23 protein-coding genes are annotated in these 25,576 nt (G+C 35.1%); 1 reads left to right on the forward strand and 22 read right to left on the reverse strand.

What is annotated here, in order from left to right:
- Positions 1–22: 22 nt before the first annotated feature.
- The 18 genes from rplS to nth all read right to left on the reverse strand — a co-directional run bounded on the left by rplS (position 23) and on the right by nth (position 20,569).
- The gene (gene rplS / locus K357_RS0102910; RefSeq protein ID WP_028257379.1) at positions 23–364 is read right to left on the reverse strand and encodes a 50S ribosomal protein L19; all 342 of its coding nucleotides are present in this window, start codon (positions 362–364) and stop codon (positions 23–25) included.
- 243 nt (positions 365–607) lie between these two features.
- Complete coding sequence (gene glyS / locus K357_RS0102915; RefSeq protein WP_028257380.1) at positions 608–2,659, reverse strand: glycine--tRNA ligase subunit beta; 2,052 nt, start codon at positions 2,657–2,659, stop codon at positions 608–610.
- A 1-nt stretch (position 2,660) separates the two neighbouring features.
- A complete protein-coding gene (gene glyQ / locus K357_RS0102920; protein ID WP_028257381.1) occupies positions 2,661–3,536 on the reverse strand; it encodes a glycine--tRNA ligase subunit alpha in 876 nt (291 codons plus the stop codon).
- A gap of 402 nt (positions 3,537–3,938) precedes the next feature.
- Entirely contained in the window at positions 3,939–8,891 is a 4,953-nt protein-coding gene (locus K357_RS0102925; protein ID WP_028257382.1) for a TonB-dependent receptor plug domain-containing protein, read from the reverse strand.
- Between the two features lie 279 nt (positions 8,892–9,170).
- A complete protein-coding gene (locus K357_RS09710; protein WP_156004875.1) occupies positions 9,171–9,320 on the reverse strand; it encodes a hypothetical protein in 150 nt (49 codons plus the stop codon).
- 415 nt (positions 9,321–9,735) lie between these two features.
- Complete coding sequence (locus tag K357_RS0102940) at positions 9,736–10,335, reverse strand: ferric reductase-like transmembrane domain-containing protein (RefSeq protein ID WP_028257384.1); 600 nt, start codon at positions 10,333–10,335, stop codon at positions 9,736–9,738.
- A gap of 260 nt (positions 10,336–10,595) precedes the next feature.
- The gene (gene upp / locus K357_RS0102945; protein WP_028257385.1) at positions 10,596–11,222 is read right to left on the reverse strand and encodes a uracil phosphoribosyltransferase; all 627 of its coding nucleotides are present in this window, start codon (positions 11,220–11,222) and stop codon (positions 10,596–10,598) included.
- Between the two features lie 33 nt (positions 11,223–11,255).
- On the reverse strand, positions 11,256–12,488 hold the full coding sequence (gene glyA / locus K357_RS0102950; RefSeq protein WP_028257386.1) for a serine hydroxymethyltransferase: 1,233 nt from the start codon (positions 12,486–12,488) through the stop codon (positions 11,256–11,258).
- 131 nt (positions 12,489–12,619) lie between these two features.
- On the reverse strand, positions 12,620–13,066 hold the full coding sequence (gene rpiB / locus K357_RS0102955; protein ID WP_028257387.1) for a ribose 5-phosphate isomerase B: 447 nt from the start codon (positions 13,064–13,066) through the stop codon (positions 12,620–12,622).
- Between the two features lie 28 nt (positions 13,067–13,094).
- Positions 13,095–13,541, reverse strand: coding sequence for an arsenate reductase/protein-tyrosine-phosphatase family protein (locus K357_RS08660; protein WP_051212031.1), 447 nt, complete (start codon positions 13,539–13,541; stop codon positions 13,095–13,097).
- A 219-nt stretch (positions 13,542–13,760) separates the two neighbouring features.
- A complete protein-coding gene (locus K357_RS0102965; RefSeq protein WP_028257388.1) occupies positions 13,761–14,807 on the reverse strand; it encodes an L-threonylcarbamoyladenylate synthase in 1,047 nt (348 codons plus the stop codon).
- 101 nt (positions 14,808–14,908) lie between these two features.
- Positions 14,909–15,772 (reverse strand): peptide chain release factor N(5)-glutamine methyltransferase, encoded by an 864-nt coding sequence (prmC, locus tag K357_RS0102970; protein WP_028257389.1) that lies wholly within the window; start codon positions 15,770–15,772, stop codon positions 14,909–14,911.
- Positions 15,765–16,850 carry a peptide chain release factor 1 gene (prfA, locus tag K357_RS0102975; RefSeq protein WP_051212035.1) on the reverse strand — a complete coding sequence of 362 codons (1,086 nt, stop codon included), beginning with the start codon at positions 16,848–16,850 and terminating at the stop codon, positions 15,765–15,767. Before prfA ends, prmC begins: the two co-directional genes overlap by 8 nt.
- A 20-nt stretch (positions 16,851–16,870) precedes the next feature.
- Complete coding sequence (locus K357_RS0102980) at positions 16,871–17,746, reverse strand: DUF1385 domain-containing protein (RefSeq protein ID WP_038113498.1); 876 nt, start codon at positions 17,744–17,746, stop codon at positions 16,871–16,873.
- A 94-nt stretch (positions 17,747–17,840) separates the two neighbouring features.
- The gene (gene rpmE / locus K357_RS0102985) at positions 17,841–18,038 is read right to left on the reverse strand and encodes a 50S ribosomal protein L31 (protein WP_028257392.1); all 198 of its coding nucleotides are present in this window, start codon (positions 18,036–18,038) and stop codon (positions 17,841–17,843) included.
- Positions 18,039–18,145: 107 nt separating this feature from the next.
- On the reverse strand, positions 18,146–18,424 hold the full coding sequence (locus K357_RS0102990; protein ID WP_028257393.1) for a YdbC family protein: 279 nt from the start codon (positions 18,422–18,424) through the stop codon (positions 18,146–18,148).
- A 106-nt stretch (positions 18,425–18,530) separates the two neighbouring features.
- Complete coding sequence (locus tag K357_RS08665; protein WP_038113499.1) at positions 18,531–19,928, reverse strand: hypothetical protein; 1,398 nt, start codon at positions 19,926–19,928, stop codon at positions 18,531–18,533.
- 2 nt (positions 19,929–19,930) lie between these two features.
- Complete coding sequence (nth, locus tag K357_RS0103000) at positions 19,931–20,569, reverse strand: endonuclease III (protein WP_028257394.1); 639 nt, start codon at positions 20,567–20,569, stop codon at positions 19,931–19,933.
- Positions 20,570–21,072: 503 nt separating this feature from the next.
- On the opposite strand from nth, the gene K357_RS08670 reads away from it, so the two are divergent.
- Entirely contained in the window at positions 21,073–21,300 is a 228-nt protein-coding gene (locus K357_RS08670; protein WP_038113461.1) for a DUF896 domain-containing protein, read from the forward strand.
- 188 nt (positions 21,301–21,488) lie between these two features.
- Here the strand turns inward: K357_RS08670 and K357_RS0103010 are convergent, their stop codons facing one another.
- The 4 genes from K357_RS0103010 to ftsZ all read right to left on the reverse strand — a co-directional run bounded on the left by K357_RS0103010 (position 21,489) and on the right by ftsZ (position 25,542).
- On the reverse strand, positions 21,489–21,689 hold the full coding sequence (locus tag K357_RS0103010; protein ID WP_028257395.1) for a helix-turn-helix domain-containing protein: 201 nt from the start codon (positions 21,687–21,689) through the stop codon (positions 21,489–21,491).
- Between the two features lie 658 nt (positions 21,690–22,347).
- Positions 22,348–23,598, reverse strand: a complete 1,251-nt coding sequence (locus tag K357_RS0103015; protein ID WP_028257396.1) for an aminotransferase class I/II-fold pyridoxal phosphate-dependent enzyme — start codon at positions 23,596–23,598, stop codon at positions 22,348–22,350.
- 291 nt (positions 23,599–23,889) lie between these two features.
- Entirely contained in the window at positions 23,890–24,462 is a 573-nt protein-coding gene (locus K357_RS0103020) for an outer membrane beta-barrel protein (RefSeq protein WP_028257397.1), read from the reverse strand.
- A gap of 63 nt (positions 24,463–24,525) precedes the next feature.
- The gene (ftsZ, locus tag K357_RS0103025) at positions 24,526–25,542 is read right to left on the reverse strand and encodes a cell division protein FtsZ (protein WP_028257398.1); all 1,017 of its coding nucleotides are present in this window, start codon (positions 25,540–25,542) and stop codon (positions 24,526–24,528) included.
- Positions 25,543–25,576 lie beyond the last annotated feature (34 nt).

The raw sequence follows: 25,576 nt of genomic DNA on the forward strand, positions 1-25,576 counted from the left end.
TTGGCAACCCTTTATTAAATAATTAGCGTTTTTCACGAATACGTGCAGCTTTACCGGTAAGATTACGTAAGTAGTACAATTTAGCACGACGAACGATACCATGACGAAGAACTTCGATTTTAGCAAGACGTGGGCTGTGTAAAGGGAATGTTCTTTCTACACCAACGCCAGATGCAATACGACGAACTGTAAAAGTTTCACGAATGCCACCGTTTTGGCGTTTAATAACAAGGCCTTCAAACATCTGAATACGTTCGCGGCTGCCTTCGACTACCTTTACATGAACACGTACTGTATCTCCAGCACGGAACGCAGGAATGTCTGCACGAAGTTGTTCTTGTTCAAGCACATTAATAATATTCATTTTATTTCCTCCTATTGTAGACATTCTTACTCACACCTCATGAGCAGCGGACTATCTCAAATTAACACTACAATTTTATCACAACTGATAGAAAAATAGCAAGTTTTTTTACATCATACACTATACATTGTGAAATGCACTACTCTAATACATACCTTTCGTAGATGTTAACAAGGATTCTATCTCCTCATCAATATAGTAAACAAAAATGTATTGCCATGTTCTTAAATCTATCAGCCTATATTATTTTAATGCACTAATATCACCGATAATTGCCATAGATTCATAGGCTAATCGAAGCAATTGTAATCGATTATTCTTAATAGCTTCATCTTTATCCATAACCATAACTGCTTCGAAAAACTCATTAATCGAATCGATTAATGTAGCTGGCACGGCCACCACTTTCGCATATGCTTCCTGTTCCCATGCGCTTTGACTTAGGTTATAGGCTTCTAATGCCTTTTTAAATAAAGTAATTTCAGCCTGCTCTTGTAAGGCACTTTCATCAACACCACTATAAGAAATATCTTTCACCAAATTATACATACGTGTGAAAGCTTGTACTAGTTCTTCCTGTTCATCAATGCGATTATTCATAATAGCTTGAGCTAATCCCTCTGCATCGGCTACAGTAGTACTATCATTAGAAAGTATTAATTCTATCACTGTATGAGGTAATTGGCGATCCAAGAAAATATGTTTCAACCGCAATGTAAAGAACGTTGTTACCTGTTTCATTAATTCACGCTGTTCTTCTTCAGGTACTTGTAATAATTCCATAGCTTTCGTGAAAATTGGAACTAAGCTTACATTCCATTCAGAGTCCATCAATATATTTAGTATACCAATTGTTTGCCGGCGTAATGCATAAGGGTCTTGTGAGCCAGTTGGAATTAACCCACGGCTAAAAGTAGCTACAATATTATCGATTTTATCGATAATAGATAATACTTTACCAGTGCTTGTTGTTGGCAGTACATCACCTGCGAAACGTGGTAAATACTGTTCATAAATAGCTTCTGCCACTTCAGGTGATTCTCCATCTAGCAAGGCATATTCTTTCCCCATGACACCTTGTAACTCAGTAAATTCTGTAACCATACCTGTCGTTAAATCAGTCTTTGCTAATTGTATAGCCCGTTCTAAAATAACTAATTCTGATTCTTCTAAATTAACTGCTTCCCCTAATACTGCACCTAATTCTAATAAGCGCTTTGTTTTATCACTTAAATTTCCTAGACCCTCTTGGAATACAATTCGAGTCAATCCTTCACTACGATCCGCCAATGCTGTTTTTCTATCTTCTTTAAAGAAAAATTTTGCATCATCTAAGCGAGCTCGTAATACACGTTCATTACCATGCTGTACTGTTTCTAAGGAATGATCAGATCCATTACGAACCGTCAAAAACATAGGTAATAGCTTTCCCTCTTTTGTCATCAATGGAAAATAGCGTTGATGATCTTTCATAGGTGTAACAATAGCAGCATCTGGCAATTCTAAATAGGATTCGTCAAATTCCCCACATAGAGCCGTAGGCCATTCTACTAAATAATTAATTTCTTCTAGTAATTCATCATCCCAAACAATATGAGCATTCTTTTGCTCCGCTAAGTCAAATAATTGTTTCTTAATCAAAGAACGACGTTTATCTTGGTCGACCATGACAAAATTTTCTTCACAAGCCTTTTCATAACTTTTTGCATTCAAAATGGTAAAGTCCCCGTTACTTAAAAAGCGATGTCCTCGCGATACATTACCTGATTGTATCCTAGCAAATTCTACAGGAATCACTGTATCATCAAGTAATGCCACTAACCACCGAACAGGTCGAACAAACTTGTCATCTAAACTGCCCCAATGCATGGATTTAGGGAAACTCAAGCCATGAACCAATTCTGGTAGTATATCTTTTAAAATGGTTTCTGCTTTCACGCCCTGTGTCATAGTAACCGCATAGATATATCCATCTTTTTCTACTAACTTAGATACATCAATACCTTTTCCTCGTGCAAAGCCAATTGCCGCTTTTGTAGGTTGATGATCCTTGTCATAAGCAATCGACACAGAAGGCCCCTTATGTTCCTCATGCATATCGGCAGACTTTTCATCGAGTCCAAAAATTTGTAATGCGAGTCTTCGTGGTGTACCTTTTGTAGCAATGCTTTCAAAAGAGAGATGATGGTCTCTTAATTGTTGTACAGCTAATTCTTTTAGCTGAGCAAGAACTTGATTCATAAAGCCCGCTGGAATTTCTTCACAGCCAATTTCAAATAAAAAATCCTTTGCCATCTTATTTATCTCCTTTCAAAAGTGGGAATCCTAATTCTTCTCGTTTTTTTAATTGTGCTTTTGCACATATACGAGCTAATGCACGTACACGACCAATAAACGCCGTTCTTTCACTAATACTGATAGCCCCGCGAGAATCAAGCAAATTAAATGTATGCGAACATTTTAATACATAATCATAGGCTGGTAGCACATAGCCTAATTCACAAATGCGTTTTGCTTCCGATTCATACATGTCGAATAAGGTAAATAACATATCTGTATTGGCTAATTCAAAATTATAGGTAGATTGTTCCACTTCGTTGGCATGCCACACGTCTCCATAGGTAACCGTATCATTCCATTTCAAGTCGTACACATTTTCTACCCCTTGAATGTACATGGCCAATCGTTCTAAGCCATAGGTAATCTCTACAGAAACTGGCTTTACGTCTATGCTGCCAACTTGTTGAAAGTAGGTAAATTGTGTTACTTCCATTCCATCAAGCCAGACTTCCCAACCGAGGCCCCACGCTCCCAATGTAGGAGATTCCCAATTGTCTTCTACGAATCGAATATCGTGTTCTTCCGCATGAATTCCTAAGACCGCCAAACTCTCTAAATATAATTCTTGTATCGTATCTGGCGATGGTTTAATAATCACTTGAAACTGATGATGTTGATATAAACGATTTGGATTATCTCCGTAGCGACCGTCTGCCGGACGACGTGATGGTTCTACATAACAAACAGACCAAGGCTCTGGTCCTATGGCACGAAGAAATGTTGCTGGGTTCATGGTGCCCGCACCTTTTTCTACGTCATAAGGATTTTGCAATACACAGCCATGTTCGCCCCAGAATTTTTGCAAATTTAGTATGATCTCTTGAAATGTCATAATCAATCCTCCACATACTCATAATCGATGGTAATTGAACAAAATAAAACGTCCCTGCAACGAAATTCGCTACAGGGACGAGAATAACCCGCGGTTCCACCCTACTTGGCAATATGCCCTCTTTTTTAATCGACCTTTACTAACCAATTGGCGTTCCTGTCAAAGCTCCACAGCGCCTTCGACTCAATTGTGAGCTTACACTATCCTCACTCGCTGATACGAGACTACTACTCTGTTTCTTAGCTATTATCATAATTGTACAAGTTAGATGTTACGGTGTCAATATAAATATGTGTTTATATTGAGAAATATGGTAAATGTATTTTACTCTATATAAAATTTACTAGTATAACTAATACTATATTATACCATTGGAAATAACTAAATAACTTTACTTCTACTTTAGAATTTATAAGTAGCTTGTACTCTTGCATAATCACCTAATGAGAAATTTTCAGGACCAAATAATGTATCTCGTTTATTAGTGCCTTTTGCATCAAAAGTATAGAACATTTCCCAAAGAACATTCTTCGTTGGCACATATCCAGTACCTATAGTAAAGCTACGTATACCATCTAAATAGCGATCTGGTAAGGATTCAGTCCCGTTGCCACCAAAGAATGAACCGTGTTGGAAATATTTATAATCTACAAACATATTCCAGCTACGAGGGACATTGATATCTGCTTTACCAATATCTAATCGTGCAGTCCAAAAATAAGGAGTGCCACCATCAACATGTCCTTTAGCTTGATAATCCCCAGAGTCAGCCTCTTGATACCCTACGGAATGACCATTCATATATCGTCCAAAATTAGTTTGATTACGTCCATAGTCAAAGGATAGAATAGCACTTCTACCAAATTGCCATTTAGCCCCTATGCCCCACACATTAGCTAAGTGATTAAATTTTGACATATCATTGTTCTTGCCATTAGCTGCACCAATAGTATATGTGTCATCATTAATGGATTGCAAATACCAAGCATTGAAACCTAAATTATGATTCAACCTGTGCTTAACTTGTAAAAATACAGTTTGATGAATGGAAGGTATCACATCTTGCTCCATAACAGATCCTTCAGTTTTAACAATTAAACCGATTGCATCCCCTAATCCGGCTCGTGGTTGTTTACTTCCATCTTCAGCAGAATATAATACTTTAGTTAAATTATAAAGATATGATAAAAATACTTGAGGGAGACGTCCTTCAGATCCATAAATAGTTAAACCTTGCGGTGAACCTTCACCTGTAAAGCTAGATTCATAGATAGATTCAATTAATCTGTCACTATTGATAGGTTTATATGGACCTGCGGCCCAATCATCTGGTGGTATGATTGACTCTTCTAAATCAGCAATTGTCACAGTTTTAGGCAACTCATAATCTCCCCATGTTTCATTGACCGTAATAGGCTTCCATGTTCCATCAGCAGTTTTTTCAACAGCTCGCGTAATCATTTCATTACGATATTCATCAGTATCATAGATTTTCCATAATTTACGGATCTCATGTTTTGCAAGTTCATTATATGCAGAAATAATAGAAGCCTTTTTATTTGCTGATTGTAGATAATTCCATCCCACTTTACCATCTTTATTCGTTTCTAATGCACTAATTTCCGAACCTTTAATACTTAATGCATCACCATATTTTTCAATAAATTTCAAGTCTTCATCTGTTGTATTACTTGTAATCTGTGTTGAAAAATTAAGGTCTAGCCCTCTTACCATGAGTTCTTTTTTTGTTTTTTTATTAATTATTTTATATACAGGTTCAATTTTATTATCTCCATAAAGAGCTAATGGAATACGAATCTTATTCATTTCCTTTCCATAAGCTTTATTTACTATTGTTACTAATCTGCGTAATATGTCAGCTCGTTTTTCTAATGGTTCATTAGCATCAACAGAATCTCTCAATTGTTTATAAAAATTAATATTTTTATCTGCTCCTTTTATGACATCTGATGGTTCTAATGGTTTATATGAAGAATCATAATTAGTACCAGTAGCATCAGGCTTAATTCCAAGTAGTTCATTCACAGTAACTGGTCGTTTGAACTTTTCATACAAAATATGAGTATATGGAGAATCAATAATACCAGTACTACCTTTTAAAGACCCATAGCCTATACGAATTTGGGAATTCTGGCCCGTCCAAATAGCACGAACTCCATCAAATTCTTTACCAAACCAGTAGCCAGTTACGCCCATAGATTCTGTTAATCGGCCAATTGAAAAGTCCCAATGATTTACATGTTTTGTAACATCTAGTTTATCAATTCTCTGTTTGTTAAGTGATTTATTCTTATCTAAATCAAGCTTCGTATCTATATTAGATGTACTAGATGCACTGCCTACTACTTTTACATGCAATGTATCATTCATTCTAGCATCAATTCCTAATCGAAGACGTTGTCCAAATGAGTGACCATCTGCATCATACATATTTTTGCTTCCTGTCGCCACACTCGTATCTGTACGGAATATAACACCTGCACGATTAGATCCACCATGTGCATTCCACCTTGCACGATAGTCACCAATTAAAGTAACTCCACGTTGTTTATTGCTATCAAACGATGATGCTACAAAATCATCCAATGATAACTTAGATAAGATAAAAGGACTTTCAAAATTGCCATCACTAGTTATATCACCACTGCCAAATTTCATGTTAATACCAAAACGATATACTCGTGACTGTATAGCTCGATCATCATCATGGTGATTGAATATATTATTAACTCCTATATATGCCAATGAATCTTTACCGATTTGTTTTTGCAATATAAAATTCCAAATACCAAATGTTTTCTTTTTATAATCTGAACGATGTGCATAAATTTGACTAGCTTGTTTGTCTAATCCCTCCATACTCCAATAATTGGATGAATTTGCCAAAGAATTAGAGTCTAACATATTAATATAATAATTACTCCATAAAGAACCATTCCAACCAGATTTTTTATTCGTATAGTTAATATTAATATCAAATTTATGTACTGGTTTGTCTAATAATTGATGTGGCATAGTAGGGTCTGATTTATTAATCGCATGAAGCCAAGTATAACCTAATTTAGTAGACCAGTAATGACCAAGCTTTTGTGTAACTTCAAACTCAAGTCCTGTAATATCAGCCTTCCCTATATTTTTAAAACTATAAATAAGATCAGGTGCCACTTTCCATTTTTCAGTAAAACTCAAATAAGGTGCAAAATCCTTAACTTTACCTGTAAAGTAAGTAGTCATATAGTTTTTAATCTGGTTATGAAATATACCTACTCGCCAAGTTGTTTTTTTATTCTCTCCTTCTAAACTAATATCATAATTAACGGATTTTTCTGGTTTTAAATTAGGATTTCCATCCCACCACCAACCCATACGAGCATATCCCATAGCAATTGGTGTACTACCAAACATTTCCCAGTTATACCACAGCTCACCCATTCCTGGTTCTGTATATCCTGTACCAATATTAGTTTTTAATCGACGATGTGGATTCCCATGAACCATGTGCGTTATGCCAAGGTTTCCAGATATATTAAGTCCAAATAAGCTGCTCCAATCAGCACGAATAATTGGTGTAAAAATCGTGTCATCTGACACTTGCCAAGTATCACCAATATAAATATGTCGTTTTTTTATCTCTCCACTACCTACAGTGATTTGATTATTACGTTCACGATACTCACCCATAAACTTTTTACCATTATAAATAGGTGCTGTCTTATTAATTCGTGGATCATGAGAGACACCTTCAGAAAAATACTTACCTACTATATTAGTATATGATGTATTTGCTAATGTTGGGTTTTCTCGTTCTAATGCTTCTTTAAAAGGTTGATAATTATTTAAAAACCACGATTTTGACGGCGTATCATAACCACTATTACCAGAAATGCTCCCTGTATATTTTGACATAGAAATTTCGCCTTTTTCTAAGCCATATTTAACATAGTCATTATACGACACCAAAGGTTTACTATTATCTTTTAACCCATAATATTCATAATTTTGTTGCCACACATTATTTTCATTAAATGCATAATCATGAATATGAGACCATAATAATTTTCTATTATTAGCTGCTGTGTTTGATAGACCTTCAATATTATCAACGCTATCTACCATTAAATTTTTATCATAGTCCCACGGATTCACTTTCATCGTTTTTCTATGAGGAGATGCCTTCAAACGACTACCCTCTCCTGTTTCGATAGATTGTCCAAATCCATAACTCAATACATGTTGATCGTTAAGATCTGTCATAAAATTTGCTTGTATCGTTTTCTGGCGATGATCAACATTATCTATATATTTTAATTCATTTTTTCCTTCATAACGTGATCGACCACTATAATTAGTAAGTGCCACATCATCTTCTTTCATTTTTGTATAATTAGACTCAATAGTCCATGCTGTATGCCCTTTTTTATCTGACCAATTAAAAGTATAATTATCTCGTTCTGACTTGCGTTTATAAATTTGTTGTGGCTCTACTTCTGCATCAGTATGTTTAACATGTCTCGATAAGTCTTCTGTATAATGGCCTATATTAAAATCCATCTTGTTATTTTTAGAAAACTCATACGAGCCAACAGCGCCTAATTGGATAGCATTACCGCTATATCTTAATTCATTGGTTTGAAAATTTTCTTGAAATGATTCATTTTCTCCCCAAACATGTCGCCGCTTTTCAGTGGCATACACGGGCATAATATCTCTTTTACTCCCAAATATACCAATAGTAGCATTACCCATTCGCCCAGAATCTGCACGCACATAATAATTGCTATGTGGAACAAATCCTCTATCACCTTTACCTCTCAAACTCTCCATGTTAAAGGCTATTTCTGGTGCTACATTAGCTTTTTTAGTAATAACATTAATAACACCACCTACAGCATCCGAACCATATTTAGCACTGGCTGCGCCTTGAATCACTTCAATGCGCTCTACATTTTCAGTTCCTAACCTTAGTAACTCATCAGCAGCACCTGAATATTTTGATAAATCTCCCATGACTTGTTGTCCATCTACCAAGATTAATGTATGTCGTGGCTCTGCACCACGAATTGATACACCAACACGCCCCATGGCATCAACAGTTCGAGAAACACCTGTCTGATTAAAAATAATATCTTCCACAGATTTAGCTTGTTTATCTTGTATATCCTTTTGAGTAATAATACTAACTTGTTGCGAATTCCATTTAGCTTCCTCAACTGCTTTATTAGCACGTACAGTAACTGCATTAAGTGTAGTGGCTGCAGATACATTACACGTTACGCAACATGATGACATCCAACATAATATACCTAGTGATAATATCACTTTTCTTTTATGCATAAGCACCTCCAAAATCGATAATAATTTTCATTAATGTTATAGTATAGTATCACTATTTCTTTGTAAATATCAAAATCCAGAATAACTCCAAAAAGATAATAAATACATGCATTTTAATCCAAAAATGTATAGTAAGGTATGTATATTTCCCCAAAATTACCCCTAATTTTTTAATTTTACAATCATATACGACGATAATTTTATTATTTATCATCATAATAAAGTGATATGTAGATTCCCTATATGTATGTGTATACTTAGTAGTATAACGAACAATTACTAGAAAATGACCGTGCATGAAAGTCCTGTCTGATTAAAAATAATATCTCCTTCAGATTTAGCTGGTTTATCTTGTATATCTTTCTGAGAAATACTAGTAACTTTTTGAGGACTCCATTTCGCTTTTTCTATATTACGATCAGCTTTCACCTGCACATCTTGTAATCGTGAAGCTCCATATACAGGTTAACATACATACAAACCAATTAACCAAGACGTTATAGCCATCGATACATTACTTATTGTATTTTCATACAAAATCTCTCTAAATACACAATTAATGAAAACAATAATTATTATTAATACATATAGTATACTAAGATATAAGCGTTGTAAATATAGAAATTCTAAGAAATATACGATTCAAGCCAAAAAGATATAAAATATACACGAAACACTCCAAAAATATCGACAAAAGAGTACTTAGGTAGTTTAATTATTGATAAAAAAACTAGAGGAGCATGACAATTGTCAATGTTCCTCTAGTTTCTATAATTCTATATACTTTATAATAAAATAATAACTATGCCTATATATCTATACCATGCTATAGGATACAATTGTATTATTTATTCTTATACATCCAATATAGATAATATATCACTAATGCATAGGTAATAATATCATAAACTTGTAAAAATGGTACCATTGCCACTAACCGTTTAAATCCATGAACATGGATATTAGCTGCAATCAAGGCCACTACATTCAAACGATGAAGCCAAATCACCTTCTTATGTGACATAGAAGTAGCTAATTTTTTAACCCATGGTGACAAATAGATAACACCTACAACAAATGCAATAAACATGGCAACTAATGCTGTATAGCCACCCCACCAACCTAGTACGGATTTAGCAGCTTTACCAAAATATAAGTACCAATGAGCGGCAATCAACAAGGTGCATATAATACCAAGAATACGATGTACATTATACATCTCTTTTACATTATAACGTTGTATAAACCATTTAGGTTTTGTCGCCAAATATGTCATAACAATCCACGTTACATATGGTATAAGCCCCAAATAGATTTTCCAATGGCAATCAAGCTTACCTTGTAATGCATACCCATATTCCATCATGCCAATAAAAATAGCCGATAGTACTCCTATCCAAAGCAAAATATGATATTGACTCTTGTATTGTCTTGTAGTAACCAAAATTTTCTCTCCTTATTATGCTAAAAACAACTTATAAAACCATAAAAATTATAGCAATTTTCATTTTTATTGTAAAGGATAATTATTATCTATATGTTAAATTATAAAATTATAACGATTAACGCTAGACTTTTACAATAACACATATAGAAAGTATAAACTCTAGTCATCCCATACGCTAACTATACATGCTAAAAATGACAGTATATAGTTCCCAACGGGTTCTATATACTGCCATTTCCTAGTATTAATCCTATTCTTTATTTAGTGCCAAAAATACGATCTCCTGCATCGCCTAATCCTGGCAAAATATATCCATGCTCATTTAAAGATTCATCAAGAGCTGCTACAAAAATAGTCACATCTGGATGATTTTTATTGACTACTTCAACACCTTCTGGAGCTGCTACTAAACACATCAATTGAATATGTTTAGCACCTTTTTCTTTTAATAACGTGATCGCTGCAGATGCACTTCCTCCAGTGGCTAGCATAGGGTCTGTAACAATAAAAGTACGTTCTGCTATATCACTTGGTAATTTACAGTAATATTCAACTGGTTTCAATGTTTCTGGATCTCGATATAGACCAATATGCCCAACTTTAGCAGTAGGAATCAAGTCTAACATACCATGAACCATACCAAGTCCGGCACGAAGTATTGGCACAATACCTAATTTTTTGCCAGCGATTCGCTTACCTACCATTTTTACAAGTGGAGTTTGTACATCTACATCTTCCAATGGCAAATCTCGTGTAATTTCATATCCCATTAACAATGTAATTTCATCTAAAAGCTGTCTAAAATCTTTAGAACCTGTTTCCACAGATCGCATAAGCGTTACTTTATGCTGAATTAATGGATGTGTCATTACATTTACATTCATAACTAATTTGCCTCCTATATAGCACTTATAAAATTAATATAAAGGGTATCTTTCACAAAGGTTAGATACGCGACGTTTAGCTTCTTCTTGTTTTTCAGTGTCTTCTGGATGTTGTAATACCATAGCTATAATATTAGCTATTTCTTTCATATCCATTTCTTGTAAACCACGAGAAGTTAATGCGGGCGTACCCAATCGGATACCGCTTGTGACAAACGGACTTGCTGGATCAAAAGGAATTGTATTTTTGTTGCAAGTAATATTTACTTCATCTAATATATGTTCCGCTTCTTTACCAGTCAAACCTGTATTGCGCACATCGACTAACATAACATGAGTATCTGTACCCCCAGAGACAATGGTTAAACCATTATCAATTAATTGATTCGCCAAGGCCTGTGCATTTTTTACAACTTGTGTAGCATATTCTTTGAAAGTTGGCTCTAAGGCTTCACCAAAGGCAACAGCTTTAGCTGCAATAACATGCATTAATGGTCCCCCTTGGATGCCAGGGAAAATAGCTTTATCAATAGCTTTTGCATATTTCTCTTTACACATAATCAACCCACCACGAGGGCCACGTAATGTTTTATGTGTTGTTGTTGTTACCACATCTGCATAGTCTACTGGATTTGGATGCAATCCTGCTGCTACAAGACCAGCAAAATGAGCCATATCTACCATGAAAATAGCACCGACTGTATGTGCAATATCTGCAAATCGTTTAAAATCAATAATCCGCGAATAGGCACTACCGCCAGCGATAATTAATTTAGGCTTACATTCTTCTGCCTTCTTAGCCACTGCATCATAATCAATTCGTTGTGTAGTCGCATCCACCTGATAATCTACCACATTAAAATAGGAACCAGATACATTAACGGGAGATCCATGAGTTAAATGTCCTCCATGCGACAAATTCATGCCCATAATCGTATCACCTGGTTGTAGCAATGCAAAATATACGCCAAAGTTTGCTTGTGAACCTGAGTGTGGCTGTACATTTACATGCTCTGCACCAAACAGTTTCTTAGCTCGTTCAATCGCTAATGTTTCAACCATGTCTACATATTCGCAGCCGCCATAATATCGTTTTCCTGGATATCCTTCCGCATATTTATTGGTCAGTACGCTACCTTGTGCCTCCATGACTGCTTCACTTACAAAATTCTCTGATGCAATCATTTCTAATTTATGACGTTGACGATGTAATTCTAAGTCAATAATCTTAGCAATTTCTGGATCTTGTGTTCTTAACATACTCATATGATAGCCTCTACTTTCTTCTCTCTATGTATATTACCTTATATACGTCAATTATGGCAATATAATTTATAAAAGAATCTTATAAAATCAATCCATTATCTACTCTACTTATATAATAGAATTTCATGCAATTATGACTCATGTTCCTCAAGGGCCATAATCTTTTCTACTCGCCGTAAATGCCTACCACCTTCAAACTCAGTAGTAAGCCAAACATCAACAATATCTACTGCCAAGCCTGGTCCAATAATACGCTCACCCATAGTTAAAATATTAGCATCATTGTGTTCTCTTGATGCATGTGCTGAAAATGTATCATGACATAAAGCAGCACGAATACCTTTTACTTTATTAGCGGCTATGCCAATTCCAATACCAGTACCACAAATTAAAATTCCGCGATCATACTCACCAGATGCCACTGCGTTAGCTACTAGATTAGCTATATCCGGATAGTCAATAGACGCTTCTGAATAGCCCCCAAAATCATAAAAAGGGATGCCTTTTGACTCTAAAAAAGTCATAATGACTTGTTTTAAATGAAATCCACCATGATCACATCCAATGGCAACCTTCATACTATCAACTCCTTATCTATCTGTATCACTATCTTAACGGTTTCATATTCGTAATAGCCTTAGCAATTAACTTTTGAAGTGTTTCTATATCTTTTTTAGCCACTCTGTCTATGGATAGTATACACGCCTCAGCATTCTCTGTATCTGCCCATTCACAAATAGTCTTAATCTTATTTGCCATGAAGATAAATTGTCGCAATAATACACGTTTATCAGTTTCTGTCATAGCAATTACTAAATCGGCCTCATTCATTAGCCCGACGCTAAGCGGTTTTGAGCGATGTGTTGAAAGATCAAATCCCATAGATTGCATCAACTCTATGACTTTTCCCTTAACTTTAGCACCATTCGCACAAAATAAACCAGCTGAATCAACCACTAAATCTATAGATGATTCTGTAAGAATTGATTCCGTTATGGCTGCTGCTATAGGACTTTGATACGTATTATCCGAGCATACAAATAAAATATTCATCACCTATAACCTCATTACTTATTCTACTCACCGAATAAGTTAGTCCTGACTAGAATTTTGTCTTTTACAAAAACACATTAGTCCAACCAACATAAACTATTATAGCAAAGTATTAGAAATATTCCAATACTTATTTATAGAAATCATACTTTTGTTACTACAGTAGAAGAAGAAAATCTGTATATCAAGCTGTCAACACCATTTCCGACACAATGAGCATTACTTCTTTACTATAACAATACGATGATCACTTGATTTTTCCATGCGATTCATAATCGCCACACCCATTCCCTCAGATTTTACACCTTCTGCGAGTATATGTGTTACCCCTTGTTTGTTAAACTCTAATAATGATGCATATAGCTTATTTGCCAGTGAAGTATCATCTTGATGATGACCATAAATAATACAATGCACCTTAGATACATCAACCATCGTATGTAAAAATTCATATGCTTCTTGGCTAATTAATAGACCAATAGGTCCTGATAATGTTGTCATCATACGAGCCATCTCACGAGCAACCGCTAGAGGATTGCCTACCAATGTTGTCATTTCTCCATCTGGTGCATAATGTTTATATTTCATACCAGGCGCCTTGGGTACTCCGTTGCCAGTTACCATATGTGTATCATATACTACAGTATCTACTACTTTTTCTAACATATCTTTTGTGATCCCACCAGGGCGTAAAATGGTTACTTTGTTGTCATTAACTTCTACTACTGTTGATTCTACGCCGATTTGACAATTTCCTGCATCAACAATAGCATCGATTCGGCCTTTCATATCATGTAGTACTGCTTCTGCTGAAGTAGGACTCGGCCTACCAGATATATTGGCACTTGGTGCCGCAATAGGTACACCAGCAGCCTGCAAAATGGAGCGACATAATTCATGGTTAGGACAGCGCAATGCAACTCGATCTAATCCCCCCGTCGCACGATAAGGAACTAGATCAGATTTGGGTAATGTAATCGTTAATGGACCAGGCCAAAATGTTTCCATTAAACGATGGGCAGTTTCTGAAATTTCTCGGACTAACGGTGTAACCGCCTCCATAGATGGTACATGTAAAATTAGTGGATTATCTGAAGGTCTCCCTTTCGCCTGATAAATTTTATCCATCGCTCTTTCATCAAGGCCATTGGCACCTAGTCCATATACTGTTTCGGTTGGCAATGCAACCACACAGCCATCCCTCAACATTTTACCTATACATTCAATCTCTTTCTCTGTAGGATATTTATATATCTTTGTTTCCATTGTACTTAGTGATAGCCACTTTATATCACTATACTCCTTCCTATAAAATGAAGCAGCATTGACACATCATATACGTTGCACGTAAATGATTGCATATATTCTCATACCTTTTGAAATACTAATACACGAATTACATTCGCCAAATCTCGCACTGTATCTATACACTTATATTGTGGTGCAGATGCAAATAACTGAATAATAGCCTCTTCTTGATGAATACCGATTTCTATAATAAGAAGACTGCCCTGTTGTAAGTAATGATGACTTTCACTTACTAAAATGCGATAAAAATCGAGTCCATCTTCGCCTCCATCCAGTGCCATATGTGGTTCATGGAGTACTTCGCTTGGCAATGTATCCATCTCACCTGTACGAATATAGGGTGGATTGGAAACAATAATATCAAATAGCTTCTCTTTCTTTAAGGAAGTAAACATATTAGATTGTATCAACGTAGCTCGTTCTTCTAATTGCAAAGCCTTTCTATTTTGTTTAGCCACATCTAATGCTTTTTCTGATAGGTCTAATCCAATGCCAGTTGCTTGCGGCAAATAGTGTAATAGACTCAACAAAATTGTTCCTGGACCAGTACATACATCTAACACAGATAGATCAGTTTTTTGTTTACATGACTCAATTGTGTATTCTACTAATGTTTCTGTATCAGGCCGTGGAATTAATACCTCTTCATTTACCATAAATGATAGGCCCATAAATTCCTTATGTCCCACAATAGAGGCCACACTATATCCATTGACGCGTTTAAGTACAAGTGCTTTATACGCACTTAATTCTTCTGTTGTTAAGGGTTGATCATAATGAATATATAAATAAATTCTATCTTTCCCCAACACATGAGAAAGCAGTACCTCCCCATCAAGTCGTGGTGTATCCAACTCCTTGTTATGAAAATACTGCTCTGTCCATTGAAGAATTCGACCGATCGTCCAAATCTCCTTATTCATTTACATTAGCTCCTTGCATTTTAGCCGCCTGGTCAGCTGCAATCAGTGCTTGAATAACTTCATTTAAATCACCATTTAATATGGCATCTAACTTATATAATGTTAAATTAATACGATGATCCGTTACACGCCCTTGTGGATAATTGTATGTGCGAATACGTTCACTACGATCCCCCGTGCCAACTTGACTTTTTCGATCCGCAGCTACAGTAGAAGCGGCTTCTTGATCCGCCATGTCTTGAAGTTTTGCCGCTAATACTTTCATAGCTTTATCTTTATTCTTTAATTGAGATCGTTCATCTTGACACGCTACTACTACTCCAGTTGGTACATGTGTGATCCGTACTGCTGACTCAGTACGGTTTACATGTTGTCCACCAGCACCACTCGCACAATACGTATCAATTTTTAAATCTGCTGGATTAATTTGAATATCTACTTCTTCTACTTCTGGCAATACTGCTACTGTAACTGTCGATGTATGAATTCTTCCTTGCGATTCAGTATCTGGTACACGTTGCACACGATGTACCCCTGATTCAAATTTCATCTTAGAATATACACTATCTCCATCCACAGAGAATACAACTTCTTTAAAACCACCTAATTCTGGTTCATTAGCATCTAAAATACTGCATTTCCAGCCTTGTGATTCTGCATATTTTGTATACATGCGGAACAAATCCCCTGCAAATAATGCCGCTTCGTCGCCACCAGCGCCACCACGAATTTCAATGATAATATTTTTATCATCATTTGGATCTTTCGGTAATAACAAGATATGTAATTTTTCTTCCAGCACTTCTCGTCTTTCTTTTAACGACTTAAGTTCCTCTTGTGCCATTTCACGAAATTCTTCATCCAAGGTTTTATCTTCTACTACTTCTAATGCTTCATCTAATTCATGGAGTACTTTTTTATAATCTCTAAAAGTATCTACCGTATCTACCAGTGATGCGTGCTGCCGTGTCAATTTTTGCCATTCCTGCTGTTGTGCAATCACAGCTGGATCACTGATTCGTTGTTCTAAATCCATGAATTTATCTTCAATTACTTGTAATTTATCTACCAAAGCCATTTAGTATATCTCCTTCATCATTAATTTGTTTCATATGCCTCTGACTCAGGTGGTCTAACTTCCTGTAATGCACGAATAGCGACTTCAATTTGATCATCTTCTGGTTCTCGAGTCGTCATATATTGTAACCATAACCCAGGAGTAATAATTGTTTGTATCAATGAATTTGTACTTTTCCCGGCTAAACGAATTATTTCATAAGAAACACCAGCTACCACAGGCATTAAAAGCACCCGTGATACAATACGTTCAATTAAATTGGGCCATCCTAAAAAAGCAAATATAAAGATACTCACAATCATAACAATCAGTAAAAAGTTAGTGCCACATCTAGGATGTAAACGAGAGTGGCGTTTTACATTTTCCACATTTAACTCTTCATCAGCTTCATATGTATGAATTGTCTTATGCTCTGCCCCATGATATTGAAATACACGTTTAATATCTGGCGTTAAGCCAATACCCCATATATATAACAAAAATAGAGCTAATCGTATAACTCCCTCTACTAAATTTAATAGCACATGATTGTTTCCCACGCCGGGAACATATTTGGCAACAAATGTAGGTAAGGCTAAGAAAAAAATAATCGCAATAACACTTGAAACAATCATAGTCATAGCAATCTCTTTATTGGACATTTCTTCATTTGCTTCACCAGCTGCTTTAGCAGAGAATGCCAAAGCACGCATACCAATAACCAATGATTCTACAAGGGCAACACATCCACGAAGTAATGGTTTTTGTAGAATAGAATATCGATCACTAATCGATGTAGTCGCATATTTATCAATAACAATACTACCACTTGGCTCTCTTACTGCTGTTGCTGTATATCCAGGGCCACGCATCATGACACCTTCAATGACTGCCTGACCACCAACAAATTTTTTCATTTTTTTAGATTTCAAAGGATAACTCCTCTCTCTAAACAAATATAGGCAGAGCCCCAGCTCTGCCATGTCATTTGTATAGTAACATTTCAGTAAATTATTTACCGTAACGTTTGTTAAATTGTTCAATACGACCACGAGCTTGTGCCGCACGTTGTTGCCCTGTGAAGAACGGATGACATTTAGAGCATACGTCAACACGAAGATTACCTTTAACAGATCCAGTTGTAAATGTATTACCACATGCACAACTTACAGTGCATTCTTGGTAATCTGGATGAATACCTTGTTTCATTATATACACCTCTTTTCAGTGACTATTATTATTCTTACAAATTGTATCATAATAGTGGGGTAATTGCAAATTTTTATTACAACATCTTGTATTATCTATGTTTAATTCTATTTTTCTGCAGCTTTAGCGGCTTGACGTTCTGCTATTGATTCATTATACGCTTGTTCTAAATCCACTTTATTTAATAAATCTTTCAGTGCCAACGCTTCTTCTAACGACAAGGTAATTCCCTTAGTCATAGTCGTATAATCACTATTCCAAGACCGCAAATCAAATTTAGGGTTATAGCGTCCCCAACTAATACAAGTTAATTGTTTGCTTTTTCCGTCTTTATCTTCTGATAAAGTCCCTAATACTTTATAAATTTCAAAATTTACAACAGCCATATATATTCCTCCATTTTTACACAACCTCTATTATAATACACTATCTATGCCATAATTACCACATAGTAAGTATACTCAATTTATATAATACTACTATAAAAGAAGATTAAGGCAGTATATGTTCGCCTAATTGCTCTAAGATCTGATCATAATTAGTTTCTGCTTTTCTAAGAGTATCTGCATATCTTTTTTCTGCTGTATCAAGGGTCTCAATAATATCATTTTTTTCTGTATCACTAACTCTACGACGACGGCAACTGCTAATTAACTGGCAAAAAGCATCTTCTGATAAAACCATCTCTGCCAATCGCCCCGCTATGTCACGTCCCCGATCACATGTGAAATAAGCAAACCACATATAAGCGATTGCTTGACTAGGGAACATCCAAAATGATACATCTTCTGGCTTTTCATCAGTTAATCCAAAGTTAATAGATAACCCATTACGTTCGCAGGTCAAGTACCATGCGTCTTCTTCTACGAGATGATCTATAATACGTTCTGGCAAACGAGCATCGCGACAGTACAATCCTTCTTGCCCCATGGCTAGGTCATTCGATGTGCCCGGTAAAATAACAGAACATAAGGATAAACCATATCCGACTAACGAGAATACTTCTAATTCTGAAAATACCTCATGGGGTAAGGCAATAAAAGGCGTTGTTCGATACGTGTCATCTATGATTTCACAGATTTCTGCTTTCATTTTTTTGACTTCACTAGGGCCAAATACAAATTCATAAGTTCCAATAGGCGTCCATTCCCGAACTCGCTCTAGTTTTTTTTGTCCTAAAAAGAACTGTAACGCCATTCTATTAAGACCAGTTTGATTTTGAATTGCTGTCAACGGCAAAAATAAATGAGCCGTTCCATATTTAGAAAGATTATTCATACCATTGGCCACTTCTTCCATGATATGTTCTGAATCCTGATACATGCCAACTGTAGCAGTTACTATGTGATCAAAATAGGTGGCACTTGGCCATTCATTTACAATTGTTGCCAACGGATATAATCGACTCAACACACTGTAACACACTTCTGAAGCAGTATATAAAACAACTCGCTTTTTACCAAAGGCTTGTAAAATATCCTCTATTAGGCTCGTATATTCTTCTACATAAGCAAATAAAATAGTAGTATTGGATTCCGCCTTATACTGATTAATATATGCCATTAATGGAGTTTTCCATTGATAGCCTGCATTCATGCCCTCTATAATGCCCGTATCACTAATAAAATCCATCACATCTACAGAAAAAGAGGGGCCATATAGTTTTTCAAATGTATCGATTGCATAGGAAATCTCCCCAAATGATTGTACTGTAGCCTCATGAGCTAAGGAAAATAATTTATCTGCCGTAATCCCCCACTCTTTTGTGGCAGGATGCGATGAAATCATTTGATCGAGCACTCTAAATCGCAAAAGTTCATTCACTATATCTATACCATCAATTCCGTTATCTTGAAATAATGCTATCATCTTTTGATGACTTGTCTTCATAATTACACAACCTTTCCTGCCGAAGGACACAACTTGGCTAATGGACATACATGACACAATGGTTTTCTCGCTTTACAAATTTTTCTACCATGCCAAATAAGCCAGTGGTGGGCTGCAGCCCAGTCTTTCTTAGGAATCGCTTTCTGTAATTTACCCTCCATTTCTAAAGGAGTATTAGCAATTCCTAATTTTAATCGATTAGCCACACGGAATACATGCGTATCAACAGCAATGGCTGGTATTCCCCACAAAACTGATACGACGACATTAGCGGTTTTTCTTCCTACTCCGGGCAACTCTAGTAATGACTCAAAATCAGTTGGTACTTCTCCAGCATATTTATGAACTAATATGTCACATGTACCAATTAAGTTAGCCGCTTTTGCTCGATATAATCCACAATCACGAATTAATACTTCTAATTGTTTTACTCCTAACGCTAACATATCTGCTGGATCACTATATTGAGGGAATAATCGTCTTGTAATAATATTAACACGTTCATCCGTACATTGGGCTGACAATATTACTGCTACCAATAATTCAAAAGGACTATTATATACCAATGCTGGTTTAGCATCCTTATACACTTCTGATAGAATCTTTAACTGTTCTGATTTAATCGCTTTTGTGACTCTCATAGGAGCCTCCTTATGTACTTATCATAATTTTACTACTATTCTTTTAAAATAGTTTATAGTTGCTACCATATAATAACTTTATATCGATATCTCTCATTATATCATATCTAATAATAACAAATCACTTATACACCTCAAACTTTCTCCATTACCTTATCATCAGTAATTATTCCCCATTATAACTTTCATAATCTAAATGCTTTCTAGTGCATCACAACACGCATGAAACATACTATACTAATTATTTCTCCCTAAGGGAGTCATAACACTATCATTCTATATCATTATTTTTATCTATTCATCAAGTACTACTAACAGATATATTAGCTCGCTAGAGTAGATTCATGCTATAATGTATATATTAAAATGAATGTGTACCATAAGAAAGAGAATAACTTTTTGTTATTTTATATAATAATGTCTATGTGACAGCATTCATATGTATTTAACGTGCTTATTCAAAGAAAGGATCCACAATAGATTTCAACTATTGTATATAAACAATGGAAATTAACGAAACAATTAAACGAATCAATGAGTTAGCTAGTAAGAAAAAAAGTGGCCAACCACTAACAGAAGAAGAACTAGCAGAAAAAAAGAAATTATATGATATTTATCTTAAATTTATTCGTGGTCAAGTTACACAAACTCTTGATAAAGTAGAGTTTGTAGACATTGATGAAAATGGTAACCCTATTGATGTAAAGAAACCAGCTCATCCTACTCATTAACATATGTATAATATTTTACTGTAAATAATTATGATATTAAAATGTAATAAAACTAGGTAACATAACCTAATGCCAAAAATTCAATATATAAAATTCATTTACTAATTATTAATAAAATATAATTAGTTTTTGCGGTTTTTTTACCCTCATAAAAAAGGACTATCATATTCGATAGTCCTTAAAAAATACTATTCTTCTAATTTCCCATATAGTCGTTCCATGCCTTGTCGTGTTACAAGCCACATTTTACCCGACTTTCTACATTCTACATCTATTTCTAATCGTGGTCCTCTTCCTTGCACGCCTGTACATAGCTGTTTGATAGATATAGGACTTTTCCCCCATAACTCTGCCGCCTCGCCAGTTGTCATTACATCTTCTAGTTTCATAATACTCCTAATGCAATTAATAAATTATATACTGATAATATAAAAGCAATAACACTAATTATTAAAGTTAATCTTGAAATCATATACTCACCATTGATATAATAGTTAGGAAGGTGGGACTCTTTCGAGTCCCTGTGGTTATCATTTTAACAACTCTATTATCGCTATTGTCAGTTGGATAAGTGCTGTTATAATCGGTAGCCACTTTTTTATTATCTTCCTCAACTTCTTTAACGATTTCACCGCCTTTCCTTAACTACATCTACACTATAACCTTTATCGATTATATTGTCAAGTATTTTATTAATATTATTGCAAAAAAATAAGGCCTATCAACCTAGATATATTCTAACTTGGTAGGCTCTTTTTAGTATTATATTAATCATTTCAAATCATGCGACGAATCGTGTGAAATTCGTTATAAATATAGGATATACTCAAAATATACTAAGTACTATGCCATTTCACTAAGAGCTATACACAAAAAGGCAGCACCATCTTGGTTGCTGCCTTTTTATAATATATCATTCTATGAATCACTCATAACTAAAATCATACTATGAAAGTACTATAAACTATCCAATAATAAAATACATAGTTTATATAATGCTTGTATAGTAAACTGATTGTAGTGTTGTTCTATATTGAACTATTTATTTTATAAACTATGTAGCTCTTTCATAGTTTCATATATACTCAATGCTAACCCTTTCATTTGTTTTTTGGGAATACTACATGCCGCCACGCGTATTCCTTTCACTAAAGGTATTACGTATATATGTTTTTCTTTCAATGCATCACAAATCTTTGTAGATTGTGTTGTAGGAATCGTTAAAAAGAATCCTCCCTTATATGGTAATAATGGTAATCCACAAGATTTCGCTTCCTCAACAAAAATAGCCGCTCTTTCATGAATCAATGAGTTATATGCTTCTCGTTCTTCTTCGTAGGCAGCAAATTTTTTATCATCACTTACCAAATTAGCAATAGTTCGTTGTGCTGGTCGACATAAATTAGACCATGTAGCACGTGATGTAATTGCATTAATTTCATGAAATTCATCAATCACATCTTGATTAGAGGATATACCAATCATAGCCCCTAACCGTTGTCCATACATAGTAAATCCTTTAGACACACTATAACAAATAACTGTCAAAATTTCTTTTGGCAATTGACTAAATTTTTTAAAGAATTGTCTAACCGCATGTTTTTCGCCTGCATAGTCAAGATATGCTACATCAACACCCAATATAATTTTAGTGGTAGTGGAAGCTACTAAACTAGATAAGAACGCTAAAATCTCATTCCAAGATGTATCGCTAATACTAAATCCTGTAGGATTATTACCAGGTGTATTTAATAAAATTAGAAGATTTTCTTGTTCTTTCGATAGATGCATTACTTCTTCTTTGAAAGAATCTATATTAAATTCATTAGTATCAGTTAATAATGTAAATGTAGATAAGATGCGGCCAGAATCCTTACAAATGGTCTTATAATTGCCCCAATACCAGTCAGCAGTCAATACAGTATCGCCCAATGCAGTATAATTATGAACCAAATGATGAATACCACCAGTACCACCAGCAGTTGCTACTGCATCTATATAAGCATCAGGCTTAGCATCTTCAAAACAAGCTTTGTACACTGCGGATAGATACTCAGGTAATCCAGCAATAGGCGCATATGCAATATATTCATTATTCGGTAGATGTAAATATTCTTCTTTTACAGATTGTAAGAATACAATTTGCCCGTCTTCATCCAAAATAGATCCTACCGTACCATTCACTACATGATCTTTTCCATTTAATTTGATATCACTTTGTGCTGCAGAACTAGCTGCAAAAATAACATCATTTTGTTTTTTTCCTCTAGCTTGTTTTGCTGCCATAGTCATTGACATACTCAACACCACCCCATCTTTATAACTCGATACACATCTATCATACACAAAAGTATGCTCTAATACAATAGAAAGCATGTAAGAATTCCCTAGTCTTCTTTATGAATTCTGTATACATGTATTCAATATTGAATTTACTAATTGTATAATAATTTCCTACTACACAATCTATACTTACTGCATATCCATATATGCTAATCCCCTATTAGGAACAGCCAAGCATTATAAAAAACCGTTATCAAAGGAATATAATCCCTTTAATAACGGTTCTTAAAGTATATATAATTGTAATTAGAATGTATAGCCTATACCTGCATGTAACCCTTTAACCGTAGTATTTTTTTCATTCATGTTATAGTTATCATAACCATAATATACATTTAAATCTACGCCATCAGTCAATGCATAATTAGCACCAATCTGATAGGATTGTTTAATATCGTCGCCTAAGCCAACTTTTGCATATCCATTAATTTTATCAGAAATCGGCATATATCCAATAACACCTGCTTGTACTCCATAGTTATGACTATGAGTATCGATAAGAGTACCAGCACCATAGAAATTAATCATGTCATTATATTTATATACCAACGCTAATTGATGATCTTTAATATTAGTAATGTTTTTATTATTTAATTTACTATACGAATACTGTGCCGCTAATCTATCACTAAATCCATGTTCTAAGGACACACCAAACCCATCTTTATGACCACTGTCCCGTTGTACATGTTGAGCAAAATTATACTCAACATTAATTTTAGATGTATCAGTAGTAATATTAGTAACAGGAGCTGTTTGTGCAAAAGCCAATGCACTTGTCATGGAAAGTATAGCCGTAACTAGTAATGTCTTCTTCATAAAATGTCTCCTTATATATCATAAATTACTATATCAACTGTATAAACTGTTAATGTCTACACATTATCGTTTCATGAAAACTGGAATATCTGGTCCACCAGATGGAGCTGAGAAAGATTTTTTGCCAAATTCTGGAACGGATCGATTTGTTCCTCCAAAGCCTGTTGCCACTACAGTAATTTGTACTTTATCACCTAAATTATCATCAATAACAGAACCAAAGATGATATTCGCATCAGGATCTGTTGCTTCAGAAATAATTTCAGCGGCTTCATTAATTTCAAATAAACTCAAATTACTACTACCACTAATATTTAGTAAAATGCCTTTAGCACCATCAATAGATGTTTCTAATAATGGACTATTAATAGCCATTTTTGCAGCATCAGCAGCACGATTTTCACCTTCACCAATGCCAATTCCCATTAGTGCTTCACCTTGATTAGTCATAATTGATTTTACATCAGCAAAATCCAAATTAATCAATCCAGGAACGGTGATCAAATCAGAAATACCTTTAATTCCTTGACGCAATACATCATCAGCAGTACGGAATGCATCGCTTAAAGAACATTTTTTATCAACAACTTGTAGTAATTTATCATTAGGGATGACAATAATAGTATCAACTTTTTGAGTTAATAATTCCGCACCTTTATCAGCTTGCGCACGGCGACGTTTTCCTTCAAAAGAAAATGGCTTAGTCACAACACCTACTGTTAAAGCGCCCATTTCTTTAGCACATTCAGCTACTACAGGAGAAGCCCCTGTACCAGTACCGCCACCCATACCAGCAGTAACAAATACCATGTCAGCCCCTTCTAAGGCTTTCACAATTTCTTCACGACTTTCATTAGCAGCAGCTTCGCCTACTGCAGGATCCCCACCAGCGCCAAGATTTCTTGTAACCTTTTCACCAAGTTTAATTGTTTTATCCGCTTTGGATAAATCCAATACTTGACTTTCTGTATTAGCTGCAATAAATTCTACACCTTGTAAATTGCTTTCTACCATACGATTTACAGCATTATTGCCGCCACCACCAACACCAATTACTTTAATATTTGCGAAATCAGACATTGAAGTTCCTCCTCTAATGTACATACAAATTCTA

The organism is Veillonella montpellierensis DSM 17217 (assembly GCF_000426745.1).
In the GTDB taxonomy this organism is placed as follows: Bacteria; Bacillota; Negativicutes; order Veillonellales; family Veillonellaceae; genus Veillonella; species Veillonella montpellierensis.

Bases quoted from the DNA above. Each gene is read 5' to 3' on its own strand.
- rplS (WP_028257379.1), bottom strand. From the start codon at position 364: ATGAATATTATTAATGTGCTTGAACAAGAACAACTTCGTGCAGACATT.
- glyS (WP_028257380.1), bottom strand. From the start codon at position 2,659: ATGGCAAAGGATTTTTTATTTGAAATTGGCTGTGAAGAAATTCCAGCG.
- glyQ (WP_028257381.1), bottom strand. From the start codon at position 3,536: ATGACATTTCAAGAGATCATACTAAATTTGCAAAAATTCTGGGGCGAA.
- K357_RS0102925 (WP_028257382.1), bottom strand. From the start codon at position 8,891: ATGCATAAAAGAAAAGTGATATTATCACTAGGTATATTATGTTGGATG.
- upp (WP_028257385.1), bottom strand. From the start codon at position 11,222: ATGAATGTAAATGTAATGACACATCCATTAATTCAGCATAAAGTAACG.
- glyA (WP_028257386.1), bottom strand. From the start codon at position 12,488: ATGAGTATGTTAAGAACACAAGATCCAGAAATTGCTAAGATTATTGAC.
- rpiB (WP_028257387.1), bottom strand. From the start codon at position 13,066: ATGAAGGTTGCCATTGGATGTGATCATGGTGGATTTCATTTAAAACAA.
- K357_RS08660 (WP_051212031.1), bottom strand. From the start codon at position 13,541: ATGAATATTTTATTTGTATGCTCGGATAATACGTATCAAAGTCCTATA.
- K357_RS0102965 (WP_028257388.1), bottom strand. From the start codon at position 14,807: ATGGAAACAAAGATATATAAATATCCTACAGAGAAAGAGATTGAATGT.
- prmC (WP_028257389.1), bottom strand. From the start codon at position 15,772: ATGAATAAGGAGATTTGGACGATCGGTCGAATTCTTCAATGGACAGAG.
- prfA (WP_051212035.1), bottom strand. From the start codon at position 16,850: ATGGCTTTGGTAGATAAATTACAAGTAATTGAAGATAAATTCATGGAT.
- K357_RS0102980 (WP_038113498.1), bottom strand. From the start codon at position 17,746: ATGAAAAAATTTGTTGGTGGTCAGGCAGTCATTGAAGGTGTCATGATG.
- rpmE (WP_028257392.1), bottom strand. From the start codon at position 18,038: ATGAAACAAGGTATTCATCCAGATTACCAAGAATGCACTGTAAGTTGT.
- K357_RS0102990 (WP_028257393.1), bottom strand. From the start codon at position 18,424: ATGGCTGTTGTAAATTTTGAAATTTATAAAGTATTAGGGACTTTATCA.
- K357_RS08665 (WP_038113499.1), bottom strand. From the start codon at position 19,928: ATGAAGACAAGTCATCAAAAGATGATAGCATTATTTCAAGATAACGGA.
- nth (WP_028257394.1), bottom strand. From the start codon at position 20,569: ATGAGAGTCACAAAAGCGATTAAATCAGAACAGTTAAAGATTCTATCA.
- K357_RS08670 (WP_038113461.1), top strand. From the start codon at position 21,073: ATGGAAATTAACGAAACAATTAAACGAATCAATGAGTTAGCTAGTAAG.
- K357_RS0103010 (WP_028257395.1), bottom strand. From the start codon at position 21,689: ATGAAACTAGAAGATGTAATGACAACTGGCGAGGCGGCAGAGTTATGG.
- K357_RS0103015 (WP_028257396.1), bottom strand. From the start codon at position 23,598: ATGTCAATGACTATGGCAGCAAAACAAGCTAGAGGAAAAAAACAAAAT.
- K357_RS0103020 (WP_028257397.1), bottom strand. From the start codon at position 24,462: ATGAAGAAGACATTACTAGTTACGGCTATACTTTCCATGACAAGTGCA.
- ftsZ (WP_028257398.1), bottom strand. From the start codon at position 25,542: ATGTCTGATTTCGCAAATATTAAAGTAATTGGTGTTGGTGGTGGCGGC.